The sequence below is a fragment of the Rhodanobacter sp. FW104-R8 genome, from assembly GCF_001617365.1.
GTDB lineage: Bacteria > Pseudomonadota > Gammaproteobacteria > Xanthomonadales > Rhodanobacteraceae > Rhodanobacter.
Genome location: NZ_LVJR01000104.1, coordinates 1 through 20,763, shown reverse-complemented (window position 1 = coordinate 20,763; position 20,763 = coordinate 1). Strand labels below are relative to the sequence as shown.

Annotated in this window: 19 protein-coding genes and 1 pseudogene; 7 read left to right on the top strand and 13 right to left on the bottom strand. The window is 67.3% G+C overall.

What is annotated here, in order from left to right:
- Positions 1-3 precede the first annotated feature (3 nt).
- Complete coding sequence (locus tag RHOFW104R8_RS13485) at positions 4-345, bottom strand: hypothetical protein (protein ID WP_068091673.1); 342 nt, start codon at positions 343-345, stop codon at positions 4-6.
- 189 nt (positions 346-534) lie between these two features.
- On the opposite strand from RHOFW104R8_RS13485, the gene RHOFW104R8_RS17885 reads away from it, so the two are divergent.
- Together RHOFW104R8_RS17885 and RHOFW104R8_RS17880 are read left to right on the top strand one after the other, a co-directional pair.
- The gene (locus RHOFW104R8_RS17885; protein WP_161487752.1) at positions 535-675 is read left to right on the top strand and encodes a hypothetical protein; all 141 of its coding nucleotides are present in this window, start codon (positions 535-537) and stop codon (positions 673-675) included.
- A 3-nt stretch (positions 676-678) separates the two neighbouring features.
- A pseudogene (locus RHOFW104R8_RS17880) lies at positions 679-816 on the top strand (SDR family oxidoreductase); the annotation flags it as partial.
- Between the two features lie 58 nt (positions 817-874).
- On the opposite strand, the gene RHOFW104R8_RS13480 reads toward RHOFW104R8_RS17880, so the two are convergent.
- Positions 875-2,542, bottom strand: coding sequence for an amidohydrolase (locus tag RHOFW104R8_RS13480; protein WP_068091670.1), 1,668 nt, complete (start codon positions 2,540-2,542; stop codon positions 875-877).
- 144 nt (positions 2,543-2,686) lie between these two features.
- The gene (locus RHOFW104R8_RS13475; protein WP_068091667.1) at positions 2,687-3,271 is read right to left on the bottom strand and encodes an FMN-dependent NADH-azoreductase; all 585 of its coding nucleotides are present in this window, start codon (positions 3,269-3,271) and stop codon (positions 2,687-2,689) included.
- 112 nt (positions 3,272-3,383) lie between these two features.
- On the opposite strand from RHOFW104R8_RS13475, the gene RHOFW104R8_RS13470 reads away from it, so the two are divergent.
- The 3 genes from RHOFW104R8_RS13470 to RHOFW104R8_RS13460 are packed head-to-tail and all read left to right on the top strand — an operon-like array spanning position 3,384 to position 6,365.
- Positions 3,384-4,358: a LysR substrate-binding domain-containing protein gene (locus RHOFW104R8_RS13470; protein WP_068091664.1), complete on the top strand. Its 975-nt coding sequence runs from the start codon at positions 3,384-3,386 to the stop codon at positions 4,356-4,358.
- Positions 4,359-4,416: 58 nt separating this feature from the next.
- Positions 4,417-5,562: a pyridoxal phosphate-dependent aminotransferase gene (locus RHOFW104R8_RS13465; RefSeq protein WP_201028718.1), complete on the top strand. Its 1,146-nt coding sequence runs from the start codon at positions 4,417-4,419 to the stop codon at positions 5,560-5,562.
- Between the two features lie 2 nt (positions 5,563-5,564).
- Positions 5,565-6,365 carry an amidohydrolase gene (locus tag RHOFW104R8_RS13460; RefSeq protein WP_162840151.1) on the top strand — a complete coding sequence of 267 codons (801 nt, stop codon included), beginning with the start codon at positions 5,565-5,567 and terminating at the stop codon, positions 6,363-6,365.
- A 3-nt stretch (positions 6,366-6,368) separates the two neighbouring features.
- On the opposite strand, the gene RHOFW104R8_RS13455 is transcribed toward RHOFW104R8_RS13460, so the two are convergent.
- From RHOFW104R8_RS13455 to RHOFW104R8_RS13420, 8 genes are all read right to left on the bottom strand, one after another.
- Complete coding sequence (locus RHOFW104R8_RS13455) at positions 6,369-7,223, bottom strand: pirin family protein (protein WP_068091658.1); 855 nt, start codon at positions 7,221-7,223, stop codon at positions 6,369-6,371.
- Positions 7,220-8,461: a hypothetical protein gene (locus RHOFW104R8_RS13450; protein ID WP_068091656.1), complete on the bottom strand. Its 1,242-nt coding sequence runs from the start codon at positions 8,459-8,461 to the stop codon at positions 7,220-7,222. The genes RHOFW104R8_RS13455 and RHOFW104R8_RS13450 overlap by 4 nt, the downstream gene beginning before the upstream one ends.
- A gap of 54 nt (positions 8,462-8,515) precedes the next feature.
- Positions 8,516-9,475, bottom strand: a complete 960-nt coding sequence (locus RHOFW104R8_RS13445; protein WP_068091653.1) for an MBL fold metallo-hydrolase — start codon at positions 9,473-9,475, stop codon at positions 8,516-8,518.
- 111 nt (positions 9,476-9,586) lie between these two features.
- Entirely contained in the window at positions 9,587-10,225 is a 639-nt protein-coding gene (locus RHOFW104R8_RS13440) for a hydrolase (RefSeq protein WP_068091650.1), read from the bottom strand.
- Between the two features lie 367 nt (positions 10,226-10,592).
- A complete protein-coding gene (arsC, locus tag RHOFW104R8_RS13435; RefSeq protein WP_068091647.1) occupies positions 10,593-10,937 on the bottom strand; it encodes an arsenate reductase (glutaredoxin) in 345 nt (114 codons plus the stop codon).
- A gap of 23 nt (positions 10,938-10,960) precedes the next feature.
- Entirely contained in the window at positions 10,961-12,499 is a 1,539-nt protein-coding gene (locus RHOFW104R8_RS13430; RefSeq protein WP_068091644.1) for a pseudouridine synthase, read from the bottom strand.
- Entirely contained in the window at positions 12,496-13,269 is a 774-nt protein-coding gene (gene scpB / locus RHOFW104R8_RS13425; RefSeq protein WP_068091716.1) for an SMC-Scp complex subunit ScpB, read from the bottom strand. The genes RHOFW104R8_RS13430 and scpB overlap by 4 nt, the downstream gene beginning before the upstream one ends.
- Positions 13,270-13,307: 38 nt before the next feature.
- Entirely contained in the window at positions 13,308-14,240 is a 933-nt protein-coding gene (locus RHOFW104R8_RS13420; RefSeq protein ID WP_068091642.1) for a ScpA family protein, read from the bottom strand.
- An 889-nt stretch (positions 14,241-15,129) separates the two neighbouring features.
- Here RHOFW104R8_RS13420 and RHOFW104R8_RS13415 point away from each other — a divergent pair.
- Complete coding sequence (locus tag RHOFW104R8_RS13415) at positions 15,130-15,501, top strand: PilZ domain-containing protein (protein ID WP_068091639.1); 372 nt, start codon at positions 15,130-15,132, stop codon at positions 15,499-15,501.
- Positions 15,502-15,579: 78 nt separating this feature from the next.
- Here the strand turns inward: RHOFW104R8_RS13415 and RHOFW104R8_RS13410 are convergent, their stop codons facing one another.
- Positions 15,580-17,262, bottom strand: coding sequence for a long-chain-fatty-acid--CoA ligase (locus RHOFW104R8_RS13410; RefSeq protein ID WP_068091636.1), 1,683 nt, complete (start codon positions 17,260-17,262; stop codon positions 15,580-15,582).
- A gap of 139 nt (positions 17,263-17,401) precedes the next feature.
- Between RHOFW104R8_RS13410 and RHOFW104R8_RS13405 the strand changes: the two genes are divergently transcribed.
- Positions 17,402-17,848: a hypothetical protein gene (locus RHOFW104R8_RS13405; protein WP_068091633.1), complete on the top strand. Its 447-nt coding sequence runs from the start codon at positions 17,402-17,404 to the stop codon at positions 17,846-17,848.
- A gap of 91 nt (positions 17,849-17,939) precedes the next feature.
- Here RHOFW104R8_RS13405 and acnA read toward each other — a convergent pair whose 3' ends face one another.
- Positions 17,940-20,690 carry an aconitate hydratase AcnA gene (gene acnA / locus RHOFW104R8_RS13400; protein WP_068091631.1) on the bottom strand — a complete coding sequence of 917 codons (2,751 nt, stop codon included), beginning with the start codon at positions 20,688-20,690 and terminating at the stop codon, positions 17,940-17,942.
- Positions 20,691-20,763: the final 73 nt, after the last annotated feature.

Here is a 20,763-nt window from a genome sequence, read left to right as displayed (position 1 = left end):
GTTTTATTCCTTGGCGATGCGGCCGAACTTGTTGCCAAACGCATAGTAGGGCATGACCAGCTGCGACCCGAGCAGGCTGAACTGCTCGGTATTGCCGGGATCTTCCAGGCGGCGCATGGCCGGGGTGGTGGCGATTCCGGCTACCCCGATCTCGCTCAGCAGGGCGGCCGAGCGCATCTCGGCGGCACTGGGGCGGACCTGGACCGGCGCCAGGTTGATGACGGGGACGGCACTGGCCTTGGCGGCCGGGGCAGGCTGGCGCTCGACGTTGTAGTTGACGGCGCTCAGGCTGGCGAAGGTGAACAGGACGGCGGCGACGCTGGCGATCAGGTTCTGCGCTTTCATGACGGGCCTCCTTAGTGACCTCGTTGAGTGGTGTTGTAGTGAACTATAACACTAAACTTTGAGCTGTCAATAGGCGCGATGCGATTACGCAACATGACTGATGGCCTATAGGGCCGGGCGGGAGCCCCGGCGGCGCTGATGGCATGCTGCGGCTTGCGGCGGCGGCCGCACAGGGGCATTCCTCAGCCATTGCCGCTGACAGCCGTCACCCCGCGGCTTTCCGCCAACCTGGTCCAATGCGCCGGCATCACCCGCACCGGCCGGGTCGACGAGGGCCTGGATGCCGCCGTGCGCGCCAGCGGTTTGCCACGCGAGGAAGTGCTGGCCTGACAACTCGCCGGCATTCCGCTGGGGCGCATGGCCGAGCCCGAGGAGATCGCCGATGTCGCGGTGTTCCTGGCTTCGGCGCGGGCCAGCTACGCCACGGGCGCGATCATCCCGATGGATGGCGGCAGGACGTCCACGATCTGACCATCAAGACGGCAAGGGCCGGCCATGCGGCCGGCCTTTGCGCAAGCGGGGCGCCCGGTCAGTCGTGTGCGGCGTAGACCTGCTTGCCGCCGACCCAGGTCTGCAGCACCTTCGTGTTCCAGATCTTGCTCGCCGGATCCTTGAAGATATCGTGGTCGACCAGGATGAAGTCGGCCCACTTGCCCGGCTCCAGCGTGCCCAGGGTCTTTTCCGCATGCTCGGCGTACGCCGCGTCGAGGGTAAAGGCGCGCAGCGCCTGGGTCAGCGTCATGTCCTGGTCGGGATACCAGCCGCCGGGCGGCTGGCCAGCGTGATCCTCGCGGGTGACCGCCGAGTACAGGCCGTAGAACGGGTTTGGCGATTCCACCGGGAAATCCGAGCCGCCGGCGACGACCGTGCCCTGCTTGAGGAAGCGCTGCCAGGCGTAGGCGCCCTTGATCCGCTCGTGGCCGATGCGGTCCTCCGCCATGTTCATGTCGGAGGTGGCGTGGGTCGGCTGCATCGAGGCGATCAGCTTGAGCGGCACGAAGCGGGGGATGTCCTGCAGCGACACGATCTGCGCGTGCTCGACCCGGTTGCGCAGCGCGATGGCGTCGGGATGCGACTTGTACGCGGCGGCGAAGCTGTCCAGCACCTCGCGGTTGGCGCGGTCGCCGATGGCGTGGATGGCCACCTGGTAGCCCTTGCCGAACGCTTTGTCGATCTTCGCGGTCATCGTCGCGGGCGGCATGAACAGCAGGCCGCGGTTGTGCGGGTCGTCGGCGTAGGGCTGCAGCATCGCCGCGCCGCGGCTGCCCAGCGCGCCGTCGGCGAACAGCTTCACCGCGCGCACGGTGAGGAAGCCGTTGCCGTAGCCGATCAGCGGGCCCTCCTTGCTGATCGTGTCGAACGCTTCGCCGGTGTCATGGATCATCGCGTAGATGCGCGCGGTGAGCTTGCGCGCGTCGGCGTACTGCCGGTAGAGCCTGTAGTTGTCCGCGTCGATGCCCGCGTCGCCGACGCCGGTGAGGCCGACACTGGCCATCTCGGCCAGCGCGGTGTCCAGCGCGGCGGCCTTTTCCGGCATGGTCGGCGCGGGCACCTTGCGGCCGACCAGCTCGGTGGCGCCGTCGACGAAGACGCCGGCCGGATGGCCGTCGGCGTCGCGCTCGATGCGGCCGCCGCCGGGATCCTTGCTGGCCTTGCTCACGCCGGCCAGCCGGATCGCCGCGGTGTTCGCCCAGGCGGCGTGGCCGTCGACGCGGCTCAGCCAGACCGGTCGGTCGGGCACCACGCTGTCCAGGTCCTTCGCGGTGGGAAAGCGGCCGAGCTTCCAGGTTTCCTGGTTCCAGCCGCCGCCGAGGATCCACTTTGCGTCGGGGTGCGCCGCGGCATATGCCTTCACCTTGGCCAGCGCCTCGGCCAGCGATTTCGTGCCGGTGAGGTCGACGCTGTTGCGCGCGTAGCCCAGTTCCAGCACGTGGCCGTGGGCGTCGATCAGGCCGGGCAGCAGGGTGTGGCTATGACCGTCGACTACCCTGGCGCCGCCCGCGCGTGCCGCCAGTTCGGCGCTGCCGCCGGTGGCGACGACCTTGCCCTGGTCGACCAGCAACGCCTGGAAGTGCTGCAGCTTGCCGTGGCTGTCCAGCGTGTAGCCGTTGACGTTGTCGACCAGCAGGTCGGCGGCCTGCACGGTGGGCGCCAGGGCCAGCAGGACGAGCATGGGCAGGCGTAGCGAGCGTTTCATGCGCGGGTTCCGGTAGCGGGTGAACCCGCAGTGTGTCGGCAGGCGCGCGGTTTTTCCACCGTGGCGGCCGCCGGGCGCCGGCGTTGCAACGAAAAACGCCCCCTCCGCGCGGGAGAGGGCGTTCGTGTCGCGGTGCGGCCGGGGTCAGGCGGCCTTGGCGACCAGCGTTTCGATCGTGCTGTGCGCCGACTTCAGCGCCGCGGCCTTCTGCTCGTCGCCGATCGCGACGCCTTCGGCCCGCACGAACTCGATGTCGCCGATGCCGATGAAGGCGAATGCGGTGCGCAGGTAGGGCTCCTGGAAGTCCATTGCGGCGGCAGGCGTGTCCTTGCCGTAGACACCGCCGCGGCTGGAGGCCACGATCACCCGCTTGCCGCCGGCCAGGCCTTCGGGACCGTTCGCGGTGTAGCGGAAGGTCTTGCCGGCGACCAGGATGCGGTCGAGCCACGCCTTGAGCTGGCTGGAAATGGCGAAGTTGTACATCGGCGCACCAATCACCACCACGTCGGCGGCGAGGAACTCTTCGAGCATCTCGGTGCCGAGCACGGCGGCGGGGTCGCTGGCGTCGGCCACCGGCGTCCAGTGCGGCAGCGGCTGCGCGGCCAGGTCGTGGTAGTGGACGTTGGCGTCGGGCGTAGTGCGCTTCAGCTCGGCTACGATGTCGGCGGTCAGCTGGCGCGAGACCGAATAACCACCCAGCGCGCTGGAATCGATATGCAAGAGTTTCATGGAAAGGTTCCTGGTCAGGCCATGTGATTGGCGATGGAATCAGGATATATTTGGAACAATGCGGCGATAAGATGGTATTTATCGAACTTATCGTTCTTGAATGGAAACGACTATGACGATATTGAGCGGCGCTCTGCAGGACCTCAACGACCTGTACTTCTTCGCTGCGGTGGTCGAGCACGGCGGTTTTTCCGCGGCCGGCCGCGCGCTGGGCGTGCCGAAGTCGCGCCTGAGCAAGCGGGTGGCGCAACTGGAGGAACGGCTGGGCGTACGCCTGCTGCAGCGGACCACAAGGCGCTTCGTGGTGACCGAGGTCGGCGAGCGCTTCTACGCGCATTGCCGCGCCGTGCTGGAAGAGGCGCAGGCGGCACAGGATGCGGTGGACGAACTGCGCGCCGAGCCGCGTGGCATGGTGCGCCTTAGCTGCCCGGTGTCGCTGGCGCAAACGGTACTGGCGTACGTGCTGCCGGAATTCCTCGCGCTATACCCGAAGATGCAGGTGCGGCTGCTGTCCAGCGATCGCCGGGTCGATGTGATCGGCGAAGGCTACGACCTGGCGATCCGCGTGCGCAGCAAGCTGGATACGGATGCGAACCTGGTGATCCGCAGTTTCGGCCAGTCGCGTACCAAGCTGGTGGCCAGCCCCGCCTTGCTGAAAACCCAGGGACGTCCGGCCACGCCGGAGGAACTGGCCAAGCTGCCGGCGCTGTCGATGCGCGAGCACGAAGGCGCGCAAGTGTGGGAACTGATCGGCGCGAACGGCGAGCAGGTCAACGTCGAGGTACAGGCGCGGCTGATCACCGGCGATTTCGCGGTGCTGCTGGAGGCTGCCCGGCGCGACATGGGCGTGGCGCTGCTGCCGGAGTTCGTCTGCGCGCCGGCGATCACAGCCGGCGAACTCGAGGTGGTGCTGCCGGAGTGGAGCGTACCCGAGGGCACCATGCACTTCGTCTATCCCAGCCGGCGCGGCATGCTGCCGGGCGTGCGCGCGCTGGTCGATTTCCTGGCCGAGCGGCTGCCGGCCACCACCTTGCTGAAGCACGAGCAATGCAAGCAGCGCCCGCTGGACGAACTTCCGGCGACGTGATGCGCGCGGTGGCCCCGATGCAGTACGCTGCCGGGTTTACGGACATTTATACGGCCAAATGATGATCGCGACCAAGCTACCCAAAGTCGGTACCACCATCTTCAGCGTGATGAGCCAGCTGGCGCTGCAGCACAAGGCGGTCAACCTGGGCCAGGGTTTTCCTGACTTCGAACCGCCGCAGGGGTTGCGCGATGCGCTGAACCGCGCCATGAACGAAGGCCGCAACCAGTACGCGCCGATGCACGGAACCGCCGCCCTGCGCGAGCAGATCGTGCTGAAGACCGAGCGGTTGTACGGCCGCAGGCTCAACGTCGATACCGACATCACGGTCACGTCCGGCGCCACCGAGGCGATTTTCGCGGCGATCGCCGCGACGGTGCGCGCAGGCGAGGAGGTGATCGTGTTCGACCCGGCCTACGACTGCTACGAGCCGGCGATCGACCTGCAGGGCGCGCGCGCGGTGCATATCCCGCTGACCGTGCCGGCGTTCGCGATCGACTGGCAGCGGGTGCGCGACGCGGTGACGCCGAAGACCCGCATGATCATGATCAACAGCCCGCACAATCCGTCCGGCGCGGTGCTGTCCGCGGCCGACCTGGACGAGCTGGCGGCGATCGTGCGCGACACCGGCATCGTGGTGCTGTCCGACGAGGTGTATGAACACATCGTCTACGACGGCGCGCAGCACGAGAGCGTGCTGCGCCACCCGGAGCTGGCCGAGCGCAGCATCGTGGTCTCCTCGTTCGGCAAGACTTACCACTGCACCGGCTGGAAGGTCGGCTACGCGGTGGCGCCGGCCGCGCTGTCCGCCGAGTTCCGCAAGGTGCACCAGTACCTCACGTTCTGCACCTTCCACCCGGCGCAGGTGGCGTTCGCCGAATTCATGGCCAGCACGCCGCAGCACTACCAGGAGTTGCCCGCGTTCTACCAGGCCAAGCGCGACCGCTTCCGCGCGCTGCTGGCGCCGTCGCGGTTCAAGCTGCTTGACGTGCCGGGCGGCTACTTCCAGCTGGTCGACTATTCGGCGATCCGCGACGAGGACGACCTCGCCTTCAGCAAGTGGCTGGTCGAGCATGGCGGTGTGGCGACGATCCCGCTGACGCCGTTCTACGAAAGCGCGCCGGGTACGCGCTTGCTGCGGCTGTGCTTCGCCAAGAGCGACGCCACGATGGAAGCGGCAGCGGAGCGCTTATGCCGGCTGTGAGCATGCAACCACTGAAGGTTTCGCTGGTGCAGGGCGCCACCCGCTGGCACGACGCGCCCGCGAACCGCGACTACTACGGCGCACTGGTGCGCCAGGCGCTCGGCAGCGACCTGATCGTGCTGCCGGAGACGTTCCTGTCCGGCTTCAGCAACGACACCCATGCCAGCGCCGAAACCATGGACGGCGAGGGCGTGGCCTGGCTGCGCGCGCTGGCGGTCGAGGTGGGCGCGGTGATCTGCGGCAGTTTGGCGATCCGCGAAAACGGCGTCGTCTACAACCGCCTGCTGTGGGTACAACCGGACGGCAGCTTCGAGCAGTACGACAAGCGCCACCTGTTCCGCATGGCCGGCGAACATACCCGCTACGGCGGCGGCAACCAGCGCCTGATCGTGGAACTCAAGGGGTGGCGCATCCTGCCGCAGGTCTGCTACGACCTGCGCTTTCCGGTGTGGCTGCGCAATCGCCGGCTGGCATCCGCCGCTGGCGGCATGGATTACGACCTGGCCGTGTTCGTGGCGAACTGGCCCACGCCGCGCCGCGGCCCGTGGCGCACGCTGCTGCGCGCACGCGCGATCGAGAACCTCGGCTACGTGGTCGGGGTGAACCGGGTCGGCGTGGACGGCAACGAGATTCCTTATGCCGGCGACAGCGCGGTGATCGACCCGGTCGGCGAGCCGCTGGTGGAGCTGGGCGCGCAGGAGCAGGTGGTGACGGTCACGCTCGACCCGGCGCCGCTGCTGGCGCACCGCGAACGTTTCCCGGCGTGGATGGATGCCGACGCGTTCGCGCTCGATCCGGGCTAAGCATCAGAACGGCACGCCGTCGAGACGCCCCATCCTGCCGCTGATGAAATCCCGTTTTGCCCGTTCCACGCGCTCGGGCGTATCCATCACGAACGGGCCGGCGAAGATGAGGGTGCCCTCGACCGGCGCGCCGCCGAGCAGGGCCACGTCGGCACGCTGACCGGCGGTGGCCGTCACCGTCAGTTGCGGGCCGGAGCCCAGGATCGCGAGCTCGCCCGGCCCGATCGTCGCGTGGGCGATGCCTTCGATGCGGCCGTCCAGCACGTAAAGCCCGAGTTCGGCCGTCTCGTCCACCGTCAGCGTGATGTTGTCGCCGGCATCCAACTGTATGTGCGCGAAGATCGTTGGGGTGGCGTTCTTCATCGGCCCTTCGACGCCGTCCACCGTGCCGGCAATGACGCGGACTTTCGCGCCATCGCGCCGGATTTCGGGAATGTCGGCGGCACGGAACGCGGCATACGCCGGCTCGGCGAATTTCATGGCGGGCGGCAGACTGGTCCATAGTTGCAGGCCGTGGCGACCGCCGGTCGGTTGCTCCGCATGCAGCATGCCGCGGCCGGCACGGATCCACTGCGCATCGCCCGGACCGAGGCGGTCGTGGAAACCCTCGCTGTCGCGATGCTCCACCCCGCCTTCGAGCAGGTAGCTGATCACCTCGATGCCGGCATGCGGATGCGGCGAGTCGCCGATGCCACGCCGGTTGTGGTGACGGTAGTGGTCGATGAACACGAACGGCCCCAGCGATTCCCGCGCCGGCAGCGGCAACGCGCGCCACAGCAGCATGTCGCCGTCATCGATGACGCGCTGCGAGGGCAAGACGGTTTCAATCTTGCGCTGCATGCTGCGGATGTCGTTCATTCGGCGGCCCTGATGCCGCCGGTGATGTGCAGCTCACCGATCGAACCCAGCATCTCGATCGGCGCGATGCCCTTGCCGTTGGTGACGACGCCGCCATCGATGTCGATCTCGCGGGCCGAACCACCGGGCTTGATGCTCAGGGCGAATGCCGAAAGCTTTACCACCACGCCCTTCACCAGCGAGTCGCCGGTGCCGCCGAAGGTCTCGATGCCGCGATGGACGACCAGGCGACCCACCGGCTGGCTGATCTGGATGCCGATCGCGCCGTCGGCATGCGTGGTGATGCGGTCGAACTCGGCATCGTTCACGGTGCCGGTATAGACGTTGTAGCCACGCGCGCCTTGGCCGAAGGTCTCGATCGGCGCATTCACCTTCAGCTCGTTGACGATGCCGAAGTTCACGAAGCCGATGCCGCTGGGGCCGTACGAGGTGAGCTTCTCCTCGGCGGTCCAGCGATCCACCGAGCCCCAGTTGTCCAGCACCATGTCGTTCACGCCATAGGTGAAGACCGGGCCGAGGTTGTGCACCACCGCGACGTGCGCGTTGAACACCGTGAATACGCCGCCGGTGATCTGGTTCGGCGTGCCCGGCGGAATCATGCCGTTGCTGTGCACCTCGCCGGTCTGCAGGATCGAGACGACCAGGCGGCCACCGCTGAAGCCGGCGCCACTGACGAAGATGCCGCTGCCCAGCACCGGCGCCGCGGCACGTCCTGCCGACAGTCCCTCCAGACTGGCGCTGATCACCACGCTCGCGTCGGCCTGCATGTTCCACAGCGTGAACGCACCTTGCAGCACGTCGACGCCGTAGCCGTTGGGACGGTCGGGTTGCCCGCGCGCGTCGGCCGCCACGACGTCCAGCCCATCGAGATCCACGTGTCCGCTGCGAACCTTGTCGCGCGCCAGGATCTGCACCTGGCCCACGGTCGAAACGCCGGTCAGCCACATCCGCCCCAGGCTGCCGACCGAGGTGTCGTTGAAGATCGCCCGCTTTTCGGGCGAGGCTTCGAGATGGATGTTGCGCACCTGGTTGTCGGAGCTCAACTGCAGGCCGTCGATGCCGGCCGTGAAGGCGATTGCCGCATCGTCGCCGTCGCCTTGCAGCGCTTGCCCGGGAGTCAGCCGGATGGACGGGACATCGGTCAGTCGCCCTCGAACGACGATCGACGTGGCGTTTGCGTCCCGGGTGGCTGCAATCAGGTCGGCGACCGAGGCGATTTGGCGTTCAACGGATGTCATAGGGCTGCCTGTGGTGTTGTCCAACGGTGGTTGTCAAAGGTTCTGCATGTCCGCTTACCACTCGCCGCGGCGATGGTTGGACACCCAGCGGTACATGCCCACTATGTTCAGTGTGTGCATGGTGTCGAAGGCGATCCAGTGCTTCACCTCGTCGCTGAACTTCACGTTGCGGTAGAGCTGGTCCCACGACTGGCCCGAACGCACCAGATCCAGCACCTGCTTGTGCAGGTCGACCATGTAGGTGCGCAGTGCGGCCTCGTCGGCCTTGGTCGCGGGGCTGTAGTGGCCGACGTCGATGATGTCTACGTCCTGCTTGGCGACCCAGTCCAGCGTCTCGATCCAGCCGGGATAGTAGAAGTCGAGGAAGTCGTTGTACGGCATCGACTTGCTCTCGCAAACGTCAGTGCACTGCAACGCCTTGTACTTGGGAAACAGCACCATGGTCATGCTGTCCGAATGGCTGGGCGCGACCCGATGCAGCAGCACAGTTTCGCCGCCGAGAGTGATCTTCATGTCGGTGTCGAACACCTTGTTCGGCACGGCTGTGGGAATCTTCTCGCCGACGATCGGTTCGAGCGCGCGCTGGTTGGCCACCACGATCGCACCGTCCTGTTGGAACACCTGGCCACCGCTGATGTGGTCGGCGTGGCCATGGGTGTAGACGACGTATTTCACCTTCACGCTGAAGCGGTGCTGGATTTCGTCGCGCAGCCAGCCGGCCGTGCAGGTCATCGCCGGATCGATCACCAGCGCGCCTTCCCTGGTGATCAGCACGAAGCCGCTGTGCACCGCCAGCCCGGGGCCGGTGGTGTGGCGATACAGGTTGCCCTTGACCTGTACCAGGGCGCGCGGGTTGTCGGGACAGGCGGCAGCGGTGAAATCCGGCAGGGTGGCGCGGTTGGCGTATTTCGCCAGATCAACCGATATGCCGTTGTCCGAGGTGGCGTGGGCGAGCTGCCAGGGCAGGATCGAGACGATGGCGAGCAGCAGCCAGCGGGAAAGCGAAGCGGACATGACGACTCCTTGGTCGGGGTGACGGATGGGATCGACGGGATCTGCATGCACTGCGAGTGCAGGGGCAGGCCTGTGGCGCCTGCCCCTGACATGGCGACGAACGTGGATTCACTAATCCCGGTCGTTCGAGAGCTGCAGGCCCATCGTCCCGCCGGTTTCGATGAAGATGCGCATGAAGTCCGGTACCGTGGCCTGGCGTGCCCAGTCGCGCTGCAACTCGCACAGTAGCTGGGTCAAGCTGATCATCTTGCCGCCGGCCTGTTCGATGCGGCGCAGGGCCATCTCGTGGGCGGTGGGCGACGTTCCGCCGACGGCGTCGGCAACGACGTAGACCTCATAGCCGGCCTTCAGGGCATCCAGTGCCGGGAAGGTCAGACAGGCTTCCGTCCACAGTGCCGTCATGACGAGTTTATTGCGGCCGGTGGCTTCAACGGCCTTGCGGAACTCGACATCCTCCCACGAGTTGATCGTGGTGCGGTCGTACGTGGGAAATTTGTCGAGCGCCTTGCGCAGTTGCGGGATGGGCGGCTTGTTGAGGCCGGTCGAGACATTGACCGTGCTGTGCACGATCGGCAGGCCGTACGCCACGGCCGCCTTGGCGGTGCCGACGATGTTGTTGACCAGCAGCTGACGGTCCATCGAGGCGATGGAGTTCACCTGCACCGGCTGGTAGTCGATGACGATGAAGGCAGCGTTCTGGGGAGTCAGCAGATGATCTTTTGCGGGATCGCGGACAGGTTCGCTGGACATGATGCATCTCCGTTTCCACTGTAACGTGCTGAGGCGCAGCACACGTGAAACCCGAGGCCGCAGGCGAGGCAATGACGGCGCCTTGAGTGGCACGACGGTATCTAGTGGCGATCCTGCGTACCCGGCTCGTGCGAGAGACCAGGAACAATCCGGGAAGCGGACTCGCGCCGGGCATCCTAGCGCCGGCGTCAGTCGTCGTGCGGTGAAATAAATGGCCTTCCGGCCGCTGCGAAAGGCTTCAGCCGTCGGAAGAAATATCGATCGGCTGCGCCAGTGCGGACGATGGTCGTCGCAGGGTTTTGCTGCGGAGTGCGAGGACAGGCGCGGGGCTCTGCTGTCCCTGCGCCCAAGACGGCCTCGGGTCGGCTCAGAGGATCGCCAGCACCGCTTCCGGCGGCCGGCCGAGCGCGGCCTTGCCGTTGGCGACCACGATCGGCCGTTCGATCAGTTTCGGGTGAGCCACCATCGCGGCGATCAGGGCAGCGTCGTCGAGCGAAGGGTCGCCCAAGCCGAGCGTTTGGTACTCCGCCTCGCCGGTGCGCAGCAACTGGCGCGCGGTCATTCCCAGTTGCTTCAGCAACCGGGTAAGTTCGGCCGCGCTCGGCGGGGTATCCAGGTAGTTGATCACCTCGACCGCCGTACCGCGCTCCTCCAGCAGAGCCAGTGTGGCGCGGGACTTGGAACAGCGGTTGTTGTGATAGATGCGCACCATCGCTCGGTGACCTCGTGGCGGACTCAGCGATTGCCCGAGCGGTTGCCGCCGCGACCCGGCGGACGACCGCCAGCCGGGCCGCCGTGGCGGGCGCCGCCTTGCGGGCGGTTGCCGCCCTGGCCCTGCGGCCGGCCACTACCACCACCCTGCGGGCGATTGCCACCATGGCCTTGCGGGCGTGCCTGGTTGCCGTGCGCGCGGTTGCCCTGGCCTTGTCCCTGGCCCTGTGGCCGGGCGCCACGATTACCCGGTGCGCGGTTGCCGCCCATGCCGGGGCCGCGCGGTTCGCCACCGAAGCCGCTGTACGGGCTGCCGGCAGCGCGGCCTTCGCCGCCGCCGCTGCGTGCGCCAAACGGCTTGCCGCCAGCCGGGCGGCGATTGCCGGCGGCACCGCCGGCGTTGCCGCGCGCGGCGCCGGGGCGGCTGCTGCCGTCACGGCTTTCGCCGGCGAACCAGGTACGCACCGACGGCAGCTCCTGGCCTGGCGCCACGCGCCGGCCCTTGCCGCCGCGCTTGCCGCCGCCACTGCGTTCGGGGTGGGCGACGTTGCCGTTGACATCCTTGCCGCCGCTGCGCGGCGGCTTGCGGCCGCGCACGGGTTCCTCGCGGATGCGGTCGAACGCGCGCAGTTCGCGCGCCTCGTCCTGGCCGCCGGTCCACGCCGTGCCGGCGCCACGCTCGGGCCGGTATTCGGTGACGTTGCGGTTGGCACGGCGCTGGTGCAGCACCGGGCTCAGGGTCAGCACCGGCTGCGGCGCGCCGAGGCCGGCGGTCTGGCGAAGCTGCTTGATGTTCTCGGCGTCGAGCGCCTCGCACTCGCCGCGGCGCAGGTGGCGCGGCAACTCGATCGTGCCGTAGCGGATGCGCTTGAGCCGGCTGACCAGGAAGCCCTGCGAATCCCACAGGCGGCGTACCTCGCGGTTGCGGCCCTCGCGGATCACCACGCGGAACCAGCTGTGGCTGCCGCCGCGGCTGATCACGGCGATCTCGTCGAAGCGGGCGGGGCCGTCGTCCAGTTCCACGCCGGCCTTCAGCCGTTCGATGGTCTCGTCGGGCACCTCGCCGTGCACGCGGCACAGGTATTCGCGCTCCAGCCCGCTCTTCGGATGCATCAGCGCGTTGGCCAGTTCGCCGTCGGTGGTCAGCAGCAGCAGGCCGGTGGTGTTGATGTCGAGCCGGCCCACGGCGACCCAGCGCGCGCCCTTCAGGCGCGGCAGCTGTTCGAACACGGTGGGGCGGCCTTCCGGATCGTCGCGGGTGGTCAGCACGCCTTCGGGCTTGTGGTAGATCACCACCTCGGCGTCGTCGCGGCTGTCGGTGGCGACCACGAACTGCTTGCCGTCGATCACCACGCGATCGCCGGCGTGCACGCTGGCGCCGATCGTGGCGGGGCTGCCGTTGAGTTCGACTTCGCCGGACTGGATGCGCACCTCGAGCATGCGGCGCGAGCCGAGGCCCGCGTTTGCCAGCACCTTGTGCAGGCGCTCTTCCAGGGCGGGGGCGTCGGTGTCGGCACGGGGTTCGCGCTTCAGGGACAGAACGGATTTTTGCGGCGCAGTCATGCGCGGTACTCCTCGGGATCTTGCCCGGCGGCGTCGGGTTCGGCGTCCGCGGCGGGGGTCGCTGCCTCGTCGGCAGTGGTTGCAAAGGTCTCGGCGTGCGGGCTCGGGTCGGAGCCGGCGTCACCGGATGCGGGGTCGATGGCCGGTGCCTCGGCGTCGGGCGTTTCCTCGTCCGGATCGACCGGCAGGTCGCGCACGATGCGGGCGGGCAGTGGATCGGGTTCGAAGCGCAACTGCGGGTCTTCCATGTCGCGGATTTCCGACAACGGCGGCAACTGGTCCAGCGATTTCAGGTTGAAGTAGTCGAGGAACGCGCGGGTGGTGCCGTACAGCGCCGGCTTGCCGGGCACGTCGCGGTAGCCGACCACGCGGATCCACTCGCGTTCCTCCATCGTCTTGATGATGTTGGAGGACACCACCACGCCGCGGATCTGCTCGATCTCGGGGCGGGTGATCGGCTGGCGATAGGCGATCAGCGCCAGCGTCTCCAGCAGCGCGCGTGAATAGCGGCTGGGCCGCTCGGTCCACATCCGCGAGATCCAGGCATGCACGTCCTGGCGCACCTGGTAGCGGAAGCCGGAGGCCACTTCCTTCAGCTCGACGCCGCGCCCGGTGCAGTCCCCGGCCAATGCCTCGAGCGCGCGGGCGATCTGCTCGCGGCTGACGTCGTCGGCCTCGCTGAACAGGTCGCCCAGCTGCTGCACGGTCATCGGCTGGGTGGAGGCCAGCAGGGCGGCCTCGATGATGGGTTTGAGTTGCTCGATCTGCATGACCTTCGGAGTCGGTTGCGGATTCAGGTGGGTATCGCTCATTCGCCGGACGACTCGACCAGCGCCGATTCGCCCGTCGAGGCGTCGTCCGCCGGTTCCTCGGCGGCATGTCCGGAGGCGGTCGCCTTCGCCTTCACGTATATCGGCGCCAGTGGCTCTTCCTGGACGATCTCGACCAGCATCTCCTTGGCCAGCTCCAGCATCGCCAGGAAGGTCACCACGATGCCGAGGCGGCCTTCGCTGACGTCGAACAGGCTCTCGAAGCGATGGAAGCTGCTGTCGTCGAGCCGGCTCAGCAATTCGCCCATGCGCTGGCGCACGCTGAGCGCCTCGCGCTTGATCGCATGGTGGCCGAACAGCTCGGCGCGGTGCATCACGTCCTTCAGCGCCAGCAGCAGCTCGGGCAGGTCCAGCGGCGGCGGCAGCTTGATCACGTTGCGCTCGCCCACGTCGGCGTGCACCACCACGCTGTCGCGTTCCTGCCGGGGCAGGGCCTCGATGTCCTCGGCGGCCCGCTTGAACCGCTCGTATTCCTGCAGGCGCCGCACCAGCTCGGCACGGGGATCGTCTTCCAGCCCTTCCTCGGCCGGTGGCCGCGGCAGCAGCAGCCGCGACTTGATCTCGGCCAGGATCGCGGCCATCAGCAGGTACTCGGCGGCCAGCTCCAGCCGCATCACGTCCTGCATCAGCTCGATGTAGGCCATGTATTGCCGGGTGATCTCGGCGACCGGGATGTCCAGGATGTCCAGGTTCTGCCGGCGGATCAGGTACAGCAGCAGGTCCAGCGGACCCTCGAACGCCTCCAGGATGACTTCGAGCGCATCCGGCGGGATGTACAGGTCCTGCGGCATCTGCAGCATCGGCTGGCCGCGCACGATGGCCAGCGGCATTTCCTGCTGCTGCGGTACCGATGCAAACGCGTCCTGCGCTACGGCATCCGGGCTCTGTGGCTCGACGGGCTCAGTGCTCATCAATACATGTCGTTGGGCCGCCTGCAGCGGCTGGCAGTGTGTGCAACACGATCGGAATCATCCACATGCCGGCACAACCATGGGGTGTCCGCACTCGGAACACGGCCGTGAGGCGGCGTTCCCGGGGTACTGCGTTCTTCACAATCTCGGTCGAGGCGCGACGGGCGCCATCGTCACGACGGGCATGACGAAGCCGCTCGATGGCGGTTCGGTCAGGCGGGCCGCAATCGACCGTTGCACGCCAGCTCCGGGTTGTCAGCCACGGCATGGGCGAAAGTCGGAAGCGGCGAGGGGTGGCGCCACTGACGGTTCAACGGGTCGGTTAGAGAGCAATCGCATGGAAGCCACGGAGTGCCCGAGATGATCGGCAACCGTTTTCCATGGAACCACGCGTGGGCGAAGAGTAGCGTCTGGCCGGCGGCAAGTCCAGTGGCGTGTGCATGCCGGATCGGGGATCGCGTGCGCTTGTCGACTCCGCGCGGAGGCCCGTGACGGACACGATACGCCGGTCCCGCCGGTGCGAATCGGGGATTCCGGCGGTGCAAGGGCGGCATGTGACCCAATGCGTCGGATGAGACTTGGCCGCGTCAGGCGCATCCCTGCATCGACGACGCAGGGCCGTGGCGAACCTGGCGCGATCCCGTGGCCTGTCAGGTGCCGTATCGGCCGGCGTCAAGCGGTGCCTGCATCCGGTCGGCCGGTGGGGATGGCATGGTGGTTGCTTGTAATATCCCGATGAACACGACTAGCCGACATGCAGGATGGCTGGCGCGGGAGTCACGCATGGAAAGTGCGGGGCATCCGCGCGCATGATGCGGCCGGAAGGTTTCAGGATGGTGTTGGCCATGGTGTCGTGGCCGTAGGGCAGGCGCAGACGGATGGTGGACTGATGGCGAACGACAACAAGCGCGGACCAGACGGCGCGGGAACGGAACAATTGCGCCCGGCGCGCATGCAGATCGAGACGACGGTGCTGATGAGCCGGCACGGCGAGTCGCATCCGACCGAACTGGTCGATATCTCGGCCACCGGCGCCTTGCTGCGGCGTCCGCTGGGATGGTCCGGCGAGGTGGGGCAGAGCTGGATGCTCGACATGATCTTCGGGCACAACCTGCACATCCACCTGGAGGCCGTGATCGCGCGCATCTCCGACCACCACATCGGGTTTTCATACAGCCACATCCCCGAGGACAAGCAGGTGCCGCTGTGGAATCTGCTTGGTGGTTACGCCGACATCCTGGAACACTGGAAGGACGGCTGAGCGAAACGCCGCTGCCGCAGGAAAACGCCCGCGTCATGCGGGCGTTTTCGGTTTCGAGGCCTCCGGCCGGGTCGGGACTCAGGCGGTGGCTTTCTTCTCGTCGCGCAGCTCGCGGCGCAGGATCTTGCCCACGTTGCTCTTCGGCAGGCTGTCGCGGAACTCGATGAACTTGGGCCGCTTGTAGCCGGTGAGGTTCTCGCGGCAGAACTGCCTGAGTGCGTCCTCGGTGAGGTTCGGGTCCTTGCGCACCACGAACAGCTTCACCACTTCACCGGAATGCTCGTCCGGCACGCCGACCGCGGCCACCTCCAGCACGCCAGGGTGCTGCATCACCGCGTCCTCGACCTCGTTCGGATAGACGTTGAAGCCGGACACCAGGATCATGTCCTTCTTGCGGTCGACGATGTAGAAGTAGCCGTTGGCGTCCATCTTCGCGATGTCGCCGGTGTGCAGCCAGCCGTCGGCGCCAAGCACCTTGGCGGTCTCGTCCGGGCGCTGCCAGTAGCCCTTCATCACCTGCGGGCCCTGCACCATCAGCTCGCCCACCTCGCCGACGGGGAGCGGCTTGCCGTCTTCCGACCAGATCGCCACGTTGGTGGAGGGCACCGGCAGGCCGATCGAGCCGTTGTATTCCTTGAGGTCCAGCGGGTTGATGCAGACCGCGGGCGAGGTCTCGGTCAGGCCGTAGGCTTCGGCCAGGGTGCAGCCGGTGACCTTCTTCCAGCGTTCGGCCACCGCGCGCTGCACCGCCATGCCGCCGCCCAGGGACAGGTGCAGCCGGGAGAAGTCGAGTTCGTCGAAGCCGGGCGTGTGCAGCAGCCCGTTGAACAGCGTGTTGACGCCGGTCAGCGCGGTGAAGCCGGACTTGGCCAGCTCCTTGACGAAACCGGGCATGTCGCGCGGATTGGTGATCAGCCAGTTGAGGCCGCCCAGGCGCATGAACACCAGCCCGTTCGCGGTCAGCGAGAAGATGTGGTACAGCGGCAGCGCGGTGATGATCACTTCCTGGCCCGGCTTGGCGTTGGCGCCGATCCAGGCGTCGGCCTGCAGCATGTTGGCGATCATGTTGCCGTGGCTGAGCATGGCGCCCTTGGCCACGCCGGTGGTGCCGCCGGTGTACTGCAGGAAGGCGATGTCGTCGTGGTTCAGCGCAACCGGATGCAGCGGATGCGCCGCGCCGCGCGCCAGCGCGTCGCGGAAGCGCACCGCCTGCGGCAGGTGGAAGGCCGGCACCATCTTCTTCACGTGCTTGAGCACGAAATTGATCAGTGCGCCCTTGGGAAATCCGAGCAGGTCGCCGATGCCGGTGGTGACGATATGCAGCACTCCGGTGTCGGCCACCACCTGCTGCAGGGTGGCGGCGAAATTGTCCAGCACCACGATCGCCTTGGCGCCGGAATCCTCCAACTGGTGTCTCAGCTCGCGTGCGGTGTACATCGGGTTGGTGTTGACCACCGCCAGTCCGGCGCGCAGCGCGCCGAACAGCGCGATCGGGTACTGCAGCACGTTCGGCATCATGATCGCGATGCGGTCGCCCTTGCCGAGCTTGAGCACGCCGGTGAGGTAGCCGGCGAACTGGCGGCTCAGCGCGTCGATCTGGCCATAGCTGAGCTGGCGGCCGAAGCTGGAGAACGCCGGGCGATCGCTGAAACGTCCGAACGCTTCGTCCAGCACGGCCGGTACCGAAGCGTATTGGTTGACGTCGATTTCTGCGGGTACGCCGGCCGGATAGTGCTCCAGCCACGGACGTTCATTGCTCATGCTCGGGTTCCCTGTTTTGTCGATGACGGCGAGTCGACGATGGCTATAGGATGACGCGGCTTCCATCATGGCCATGCGCCGTTTCATTGGAGCATACGCCCGCGTATAGCGGCAAGCCGCACCGCAACGAGTTCTGCCCATGATCTGCCCGAGAAAAAACGCCGGCCTGCTGGCCGCGATCGCCTTGCTGGTGCTGGCCTTGCCGGCCTGTCACCGCACGCCCGACGAAACGCAGGTGCGCGAGGCGATCGCCGCGGTGGCGCAGGCGGCCGAAGCGGGTTCGGCCAGTGGCGCAGGCAAACCGCTCAGCGAGGATTTCGACGGCAATGCCGGCACGCTGGATCGGCGCCAGTTGACCGACATGGTGCGGCTGCTCGCGCTGCGCGGCGAGCGGATCGGCGTGACGATGGGGCCGGTGTCGATCGAGCGTCGCGGCGAACGGATGATGGCCTCGTTCACCGTCACCCTGACCAGCGGCGGCAAGCTGCTGCCCGACCAGTTGGGCCTGTACCAGGTCGAATCGGCGTGGCGCGAGGAAGACGGTGCGTGGCACTGCTACTCGGCCACGTGGAAGCACGCGCTGTAGGCGCTGCGGGCGCCAGGCGATTTCCCACACGCTGAAAGACCGCCCCGGACGACGGGGCGGTCTTTCGTCCTGCGCAGGTCCGCGCCGGAAATCAGGCGGCCTTCTTGCCCGCCAGCTGCCGCAGCACGTACTGCAGGATGCCGCCGTGGCGGAAGAACTCGCGCTCCTTCGGGGTCAGCAGCATCACGTTCACGCTGAACTGCTTCTTGCCGCCGTCGGCGGCGGTGGCGGTGACCGTGGCTTCCTTCGAGTTGCCGTCGTCCAGGCCGGTGATGTCGAAGGTTTCCCGGCCGGTCAGGCCCAGCGTCTGCGCGTTCTGGCCGTCCTTGAAGGTGCACGGCAGCACGCCCATGCCGACCAGGTTGGAGCGGTGGATGCGCTCGAAGCTCTCGGCGATCACCGCCTTCACGCCCAGCAGCAGGGTGCCCTTGGCCGCCCAGTCGCGCGACGAGCCGGTGCCGTATTCCTTGCCGGCCAGCACCACCAGCGGGGTCTTGCTCGCCTTGTACTTCATCGCGGCGTCGTAGATCGACATCTGCTCACCCGTCGGCACGTGCAGGGTGTAGCCGCCTTCGACGTTGTCGAGCATCAGGTTCTTGATGCGGATGTTGGCGAAGGTGCCGCGCACCATCACGTCGTCGTTGCCGCGACGCGAACCGTAGGAGTTGAAGTCCTTCGGCTGCACGCCCTTCTCGATCAGGAAGCGGCCCGCCGGGCTGTCTTTCTTGATCGAGCCGGCCGGCGAGATGTGGTCGGTGGTGATCGAGTCGCCGAACACGCCGAGCGCACGGGCGCCGTGGATGTCCTCCACCTTGCCCAGCGCCATCGTCATGCCGTCGAAGTAGGGCGGGTTCTTGATGTAGGTGGAGTCATTCCACCGGTAGACCGCACCGTCCGGCGAGGCGATGGCGTTCCAGCGGCTGTCGCCCTTGAATACGTCGGCGTAGTTCTTCTCGAACATGGCCGGGTTGATCGCGCCGGCGATCGCGTCGGAGATTTCCTGGTTGCTCGGCCAGATGTCCTTCAGGTAGACCGGCTTGCCGTCGTTGCCGGTGCCGATGGCGTCCTTGGTCAGGTCGATGTCCAGCGTGCCGGCCAGCGCGTAGGCGACCACCAGCGGCGGCGAGGCCAGGTAGTTCATCTTCACTTCCGGATGCACGCGACCCTCGAAGTTGCGGTTGCCCGAGAGCACCGAGGCCACCGCCAGGTCGCCATCGGCGATACCCTTGCTGATTTCCACCGGCAGCGGGCCGGAGTTGCCGATGCAGGTGGTGCAGCCGTAGCCGACGATGTAGAAGTTGATCTTCTCCAGTTCCTTCAGCAGCCCGGTCTGCTCCAGGTAGTCGCTGACCACCTTCGAGCCCGGCCCGATCGAGGTCTTCACCCACGGCTTGGCCTTCAGGCCCTTCGCCGCGGCCTTCTTCGCCACGATGCCGGCGCCCAGCATCACCGCCGGGTTGGAGGTGTTGGTGCAGGAGGTGATCGCGGCGATCACCACCGAGCCGTCGCCGACGCGGAAGCTCTGGCCGTCCTTCTCGACCAGCACGCCGGTTTCGCCGATCGCGTTGGCCGGGTTGCCGATGGCGGTGGCGCCGCCCTCGTTGGCGAACGCGGCGGCCGCGCCGTTCTTCGGGCGGCGGTTCGCAGTGAGCGCGCCGACCACGTCATGGAAGCTCTGCTGCACGCCTTCCAGCAGCACGCGGTCCTGCGGGCGCTTCGGGCCGGCCATCGACGGACGCACGTCGGCGAGGTCCAGCTCCAGCGTGGTGGTGTACTCGGGCGTCGGGCTGTTCTCGTCGTGCCACATGCCCTGGGCCTTGGCGTATGCCTCGACCAGCCTGATCTGCGCGGCGCTGCGGCCGGACAGCTGCATGTAGTTCAGCGCTTCCTGGTCGATCGGGAAGATGCCGCAGGTGGCGCCGTATTCCGGTGCCATGTTGCCGATGGTGGCGCGGTCGGCGAGCGGCAGGTGCTTCAGGCCGGTGCCGAAGAATTCGACGAACTTGCCCACCACGCCGAGCTTGCGCAGCATCTGGGTGACGGTGAGCACCAGGTCGGTGGCGGTGACGCCCTCGCCCAGCCTGCCGGTGAGTCTGAAGCCGACCACCTGCGGAATCAGCATGGAGGAGGGCTGGCCCAGCATCGCCGCCTCGGCCTCGATGCCGCCCACGCCCCAGCCCAGCACGCCGAGGCCGTTGATCATGGTGGTGTGCGAGTCGGTGCCGAACACGGTGTCCGGGTAGGCCCAGCTCTCGCCGCCGATGTCGGCGGTGAACACCACGCGGGCCAGGTGCTCCAGGTTCACCTGGTGCACGATGCCGGTGCGCGGGGGCACCACCTTGAAGTTGTTGAACGCCTTCTGGCCCCAGCGCAGGAACGAGTAGCGCTCCTGGTTGCGCTCGAACTCGATGGCCACGTTCTGTTCCAGCGCGCTCTCCGAGCCGTACACGTCGACCTGTACCGAGTGGTCGATGACCAGCTCGGCCGGTGCCAGCGGGTTGATCTGGGTGGCGTCGCCGCCCAGCTTCACCACGGCGTCGCGCATCGCCGCCAGGTCCACCACGCAGGGTACGCCGGTGAAGTCCTGCAGCACCACGCGCGCCGGCATGAAGGCGATCTCGGTGGCGGGCTCGGCCTTGGCGTCCCATTTCGCGATGGCCTCGATCTCCTTCGCGGTGACGTCGACGCCGTCCTCGTGGCGCAGCAGGTTCTCCAGCAGGATCTTCAGCGAGTACGGCAGCCGCTTCAGGTCGTAGCGCTGGCCCAGCTTGGCCAGGCTGGCGAAGACGTGGCGCTGGCCGTTGACCTCGAGGGTGTCGCGTACGGAAAAGGTGTCTTTCATGGGGACGTGCTCCTGGCTGGATCCTGCGGCTGGGACGACTGTACGGCGGCGCCGGACGACACGCGGGGTGCGT

What these genes read in the sequence shown, in the direction of transcription:
- RHOFW104R8_RS13485 (WP_068091673.1), bottom strand. Translation starts at nt 345, where the DNA reads ATGAAAGCGCAGAACCTGATCGCCAGCGTCGCCGCCGTCCTGTTCACC.
- RHOFW104R8_RS13480 (WP_068091670.1), bottom strand. Translation starts at nt 2,542, where the DNA reads ATGAAACGCTCGCTACGCCTGCCCATGCTCGTCCTGCTGGCCCTGGCG.
- RHOFW104R8_RS13475 (WP_068091667.1), bottom strand. Translation starts at nt 3,271, where the DNA reads ATGAAACTCTTGCATATCGATTCCAGCGCGCTGGGTGGTTATTCGGTC.
- RHOFW104R8_RS13470 (WP_068091664.1), top strand. Translation starts at nt 3,384, where the DNA reads ATGACGATATTGAGCGGCGCTCTGCAGGACCTCAACGACCTGTACTTC.
- RHOFW104R8_RS13465 (WP_201028718.1), top strand. Translation starts at nt 4,417, where the DNA reads ATGATGATCGCGACCAAGCTACCCAAAGTCGGTACCACCATCTTCAGC.
- RHOFW104R8_RS13460 (WP_162840151.1), top strand. Translation starts at nt 5,565, where the DNA reads ATGCAACCACTGAAGGTTTCGCTGGTGCAGGGCGCCACCCGCTGGCAC.
- RHOFW104R8_RS13455 (WP_068091658.1), bottom strand. Translation starts at nt 7,223, where the DNA reads ATGAACGACATCCGCAGCATGCAGCGCAAGATTGAAACCGTCTTGCCC.
- RHOFW104R8_RS13450 (WP_068091656.1), bottom strand. Translation starts at nt 8,461, where the DNA reads ATGACATCCGTTGAACGCCAAATCGCCTCGGTCGCCGACCTGATTGCA.
- RHOFW104R8_RS13445 (WP_068091653.1), bottom strand. Translation starts at nt 9,475, where the DNA reads ATGTCCGCTTCGCTTTCCCGCTGGCTGCTGCTCGCCATCGTCTCGATC.
- RHOFW104R8_RS13440 (WP_068091650.1), bottom strand. Translation starts at nt 10,225, where the DNA reads ATGTCCAGCGAACCTGTCCGCGATCCCGCAAAAGATCATCTGCTGACT.
- arsC (WP_068091647.1), bottom strand. Translation starts at nt 10,937, where the DNA reads ATGGTGCGCATCTATCACAACAACCGCTGTTCCAAGTCCCGCGCCACA.
- RHOFW104R8_RS13430 (WP_068091644.1), bottom strand. Translation starts at nt 12,499, where the DNA reads ATGACTGCGCCGCAAAAATCCGTTCTGTCCCTGAAGCGCGAACCCCGT.
- scpB (WP_068091716.1), bottom strand. Translation starts at nt 13,269, where the DNA reads ATGCAGATCGAGCAACTCAAACCCATCATCGAGGCCGCCCTGCTGGCC.
- RHOFW104R8_RS13420 (WP_068091642.1), bottom strand. Translation starts at nt 14,240, where the DNA reads ATGAGCACTGAGCCCGTCGAGCCACAGAGCCCGGATGCCGTAGCGCAG.
- RHOFW104R8_RS13415 (WP_068091639.1), top strand. Translation starts at nt 15,130, where the DNA reads ATGGCGAACGACAACAAGCGCGGACCAGACGGCGCGGGAACGGAACAA.
- RHOFW104R8_RS13410 (WP_068091636.1), bottom strand. Translation starts at nt 17,262, where the DNA reads ATGAGCAATGAACGTCCGTGGCTGGAGCACTATCCGGCCGGCGTACCC.
- RHOFW104R8_RS13405 (WP_068091633.1), top strand. Translation starts at nt 17,402, where the DNA reads ATGATCTGCCCGAGAAAAAACGCCGGCCTGCTGGCCGCGATCGCCTTG.
- acnA (WP_068091631.1), bottom strand. Translation starts at nt 20,690, where the DNA reads ATGAAAGACACCTTTTCCGTACGCGACACCCTCGAGGTCAACGGCCAG.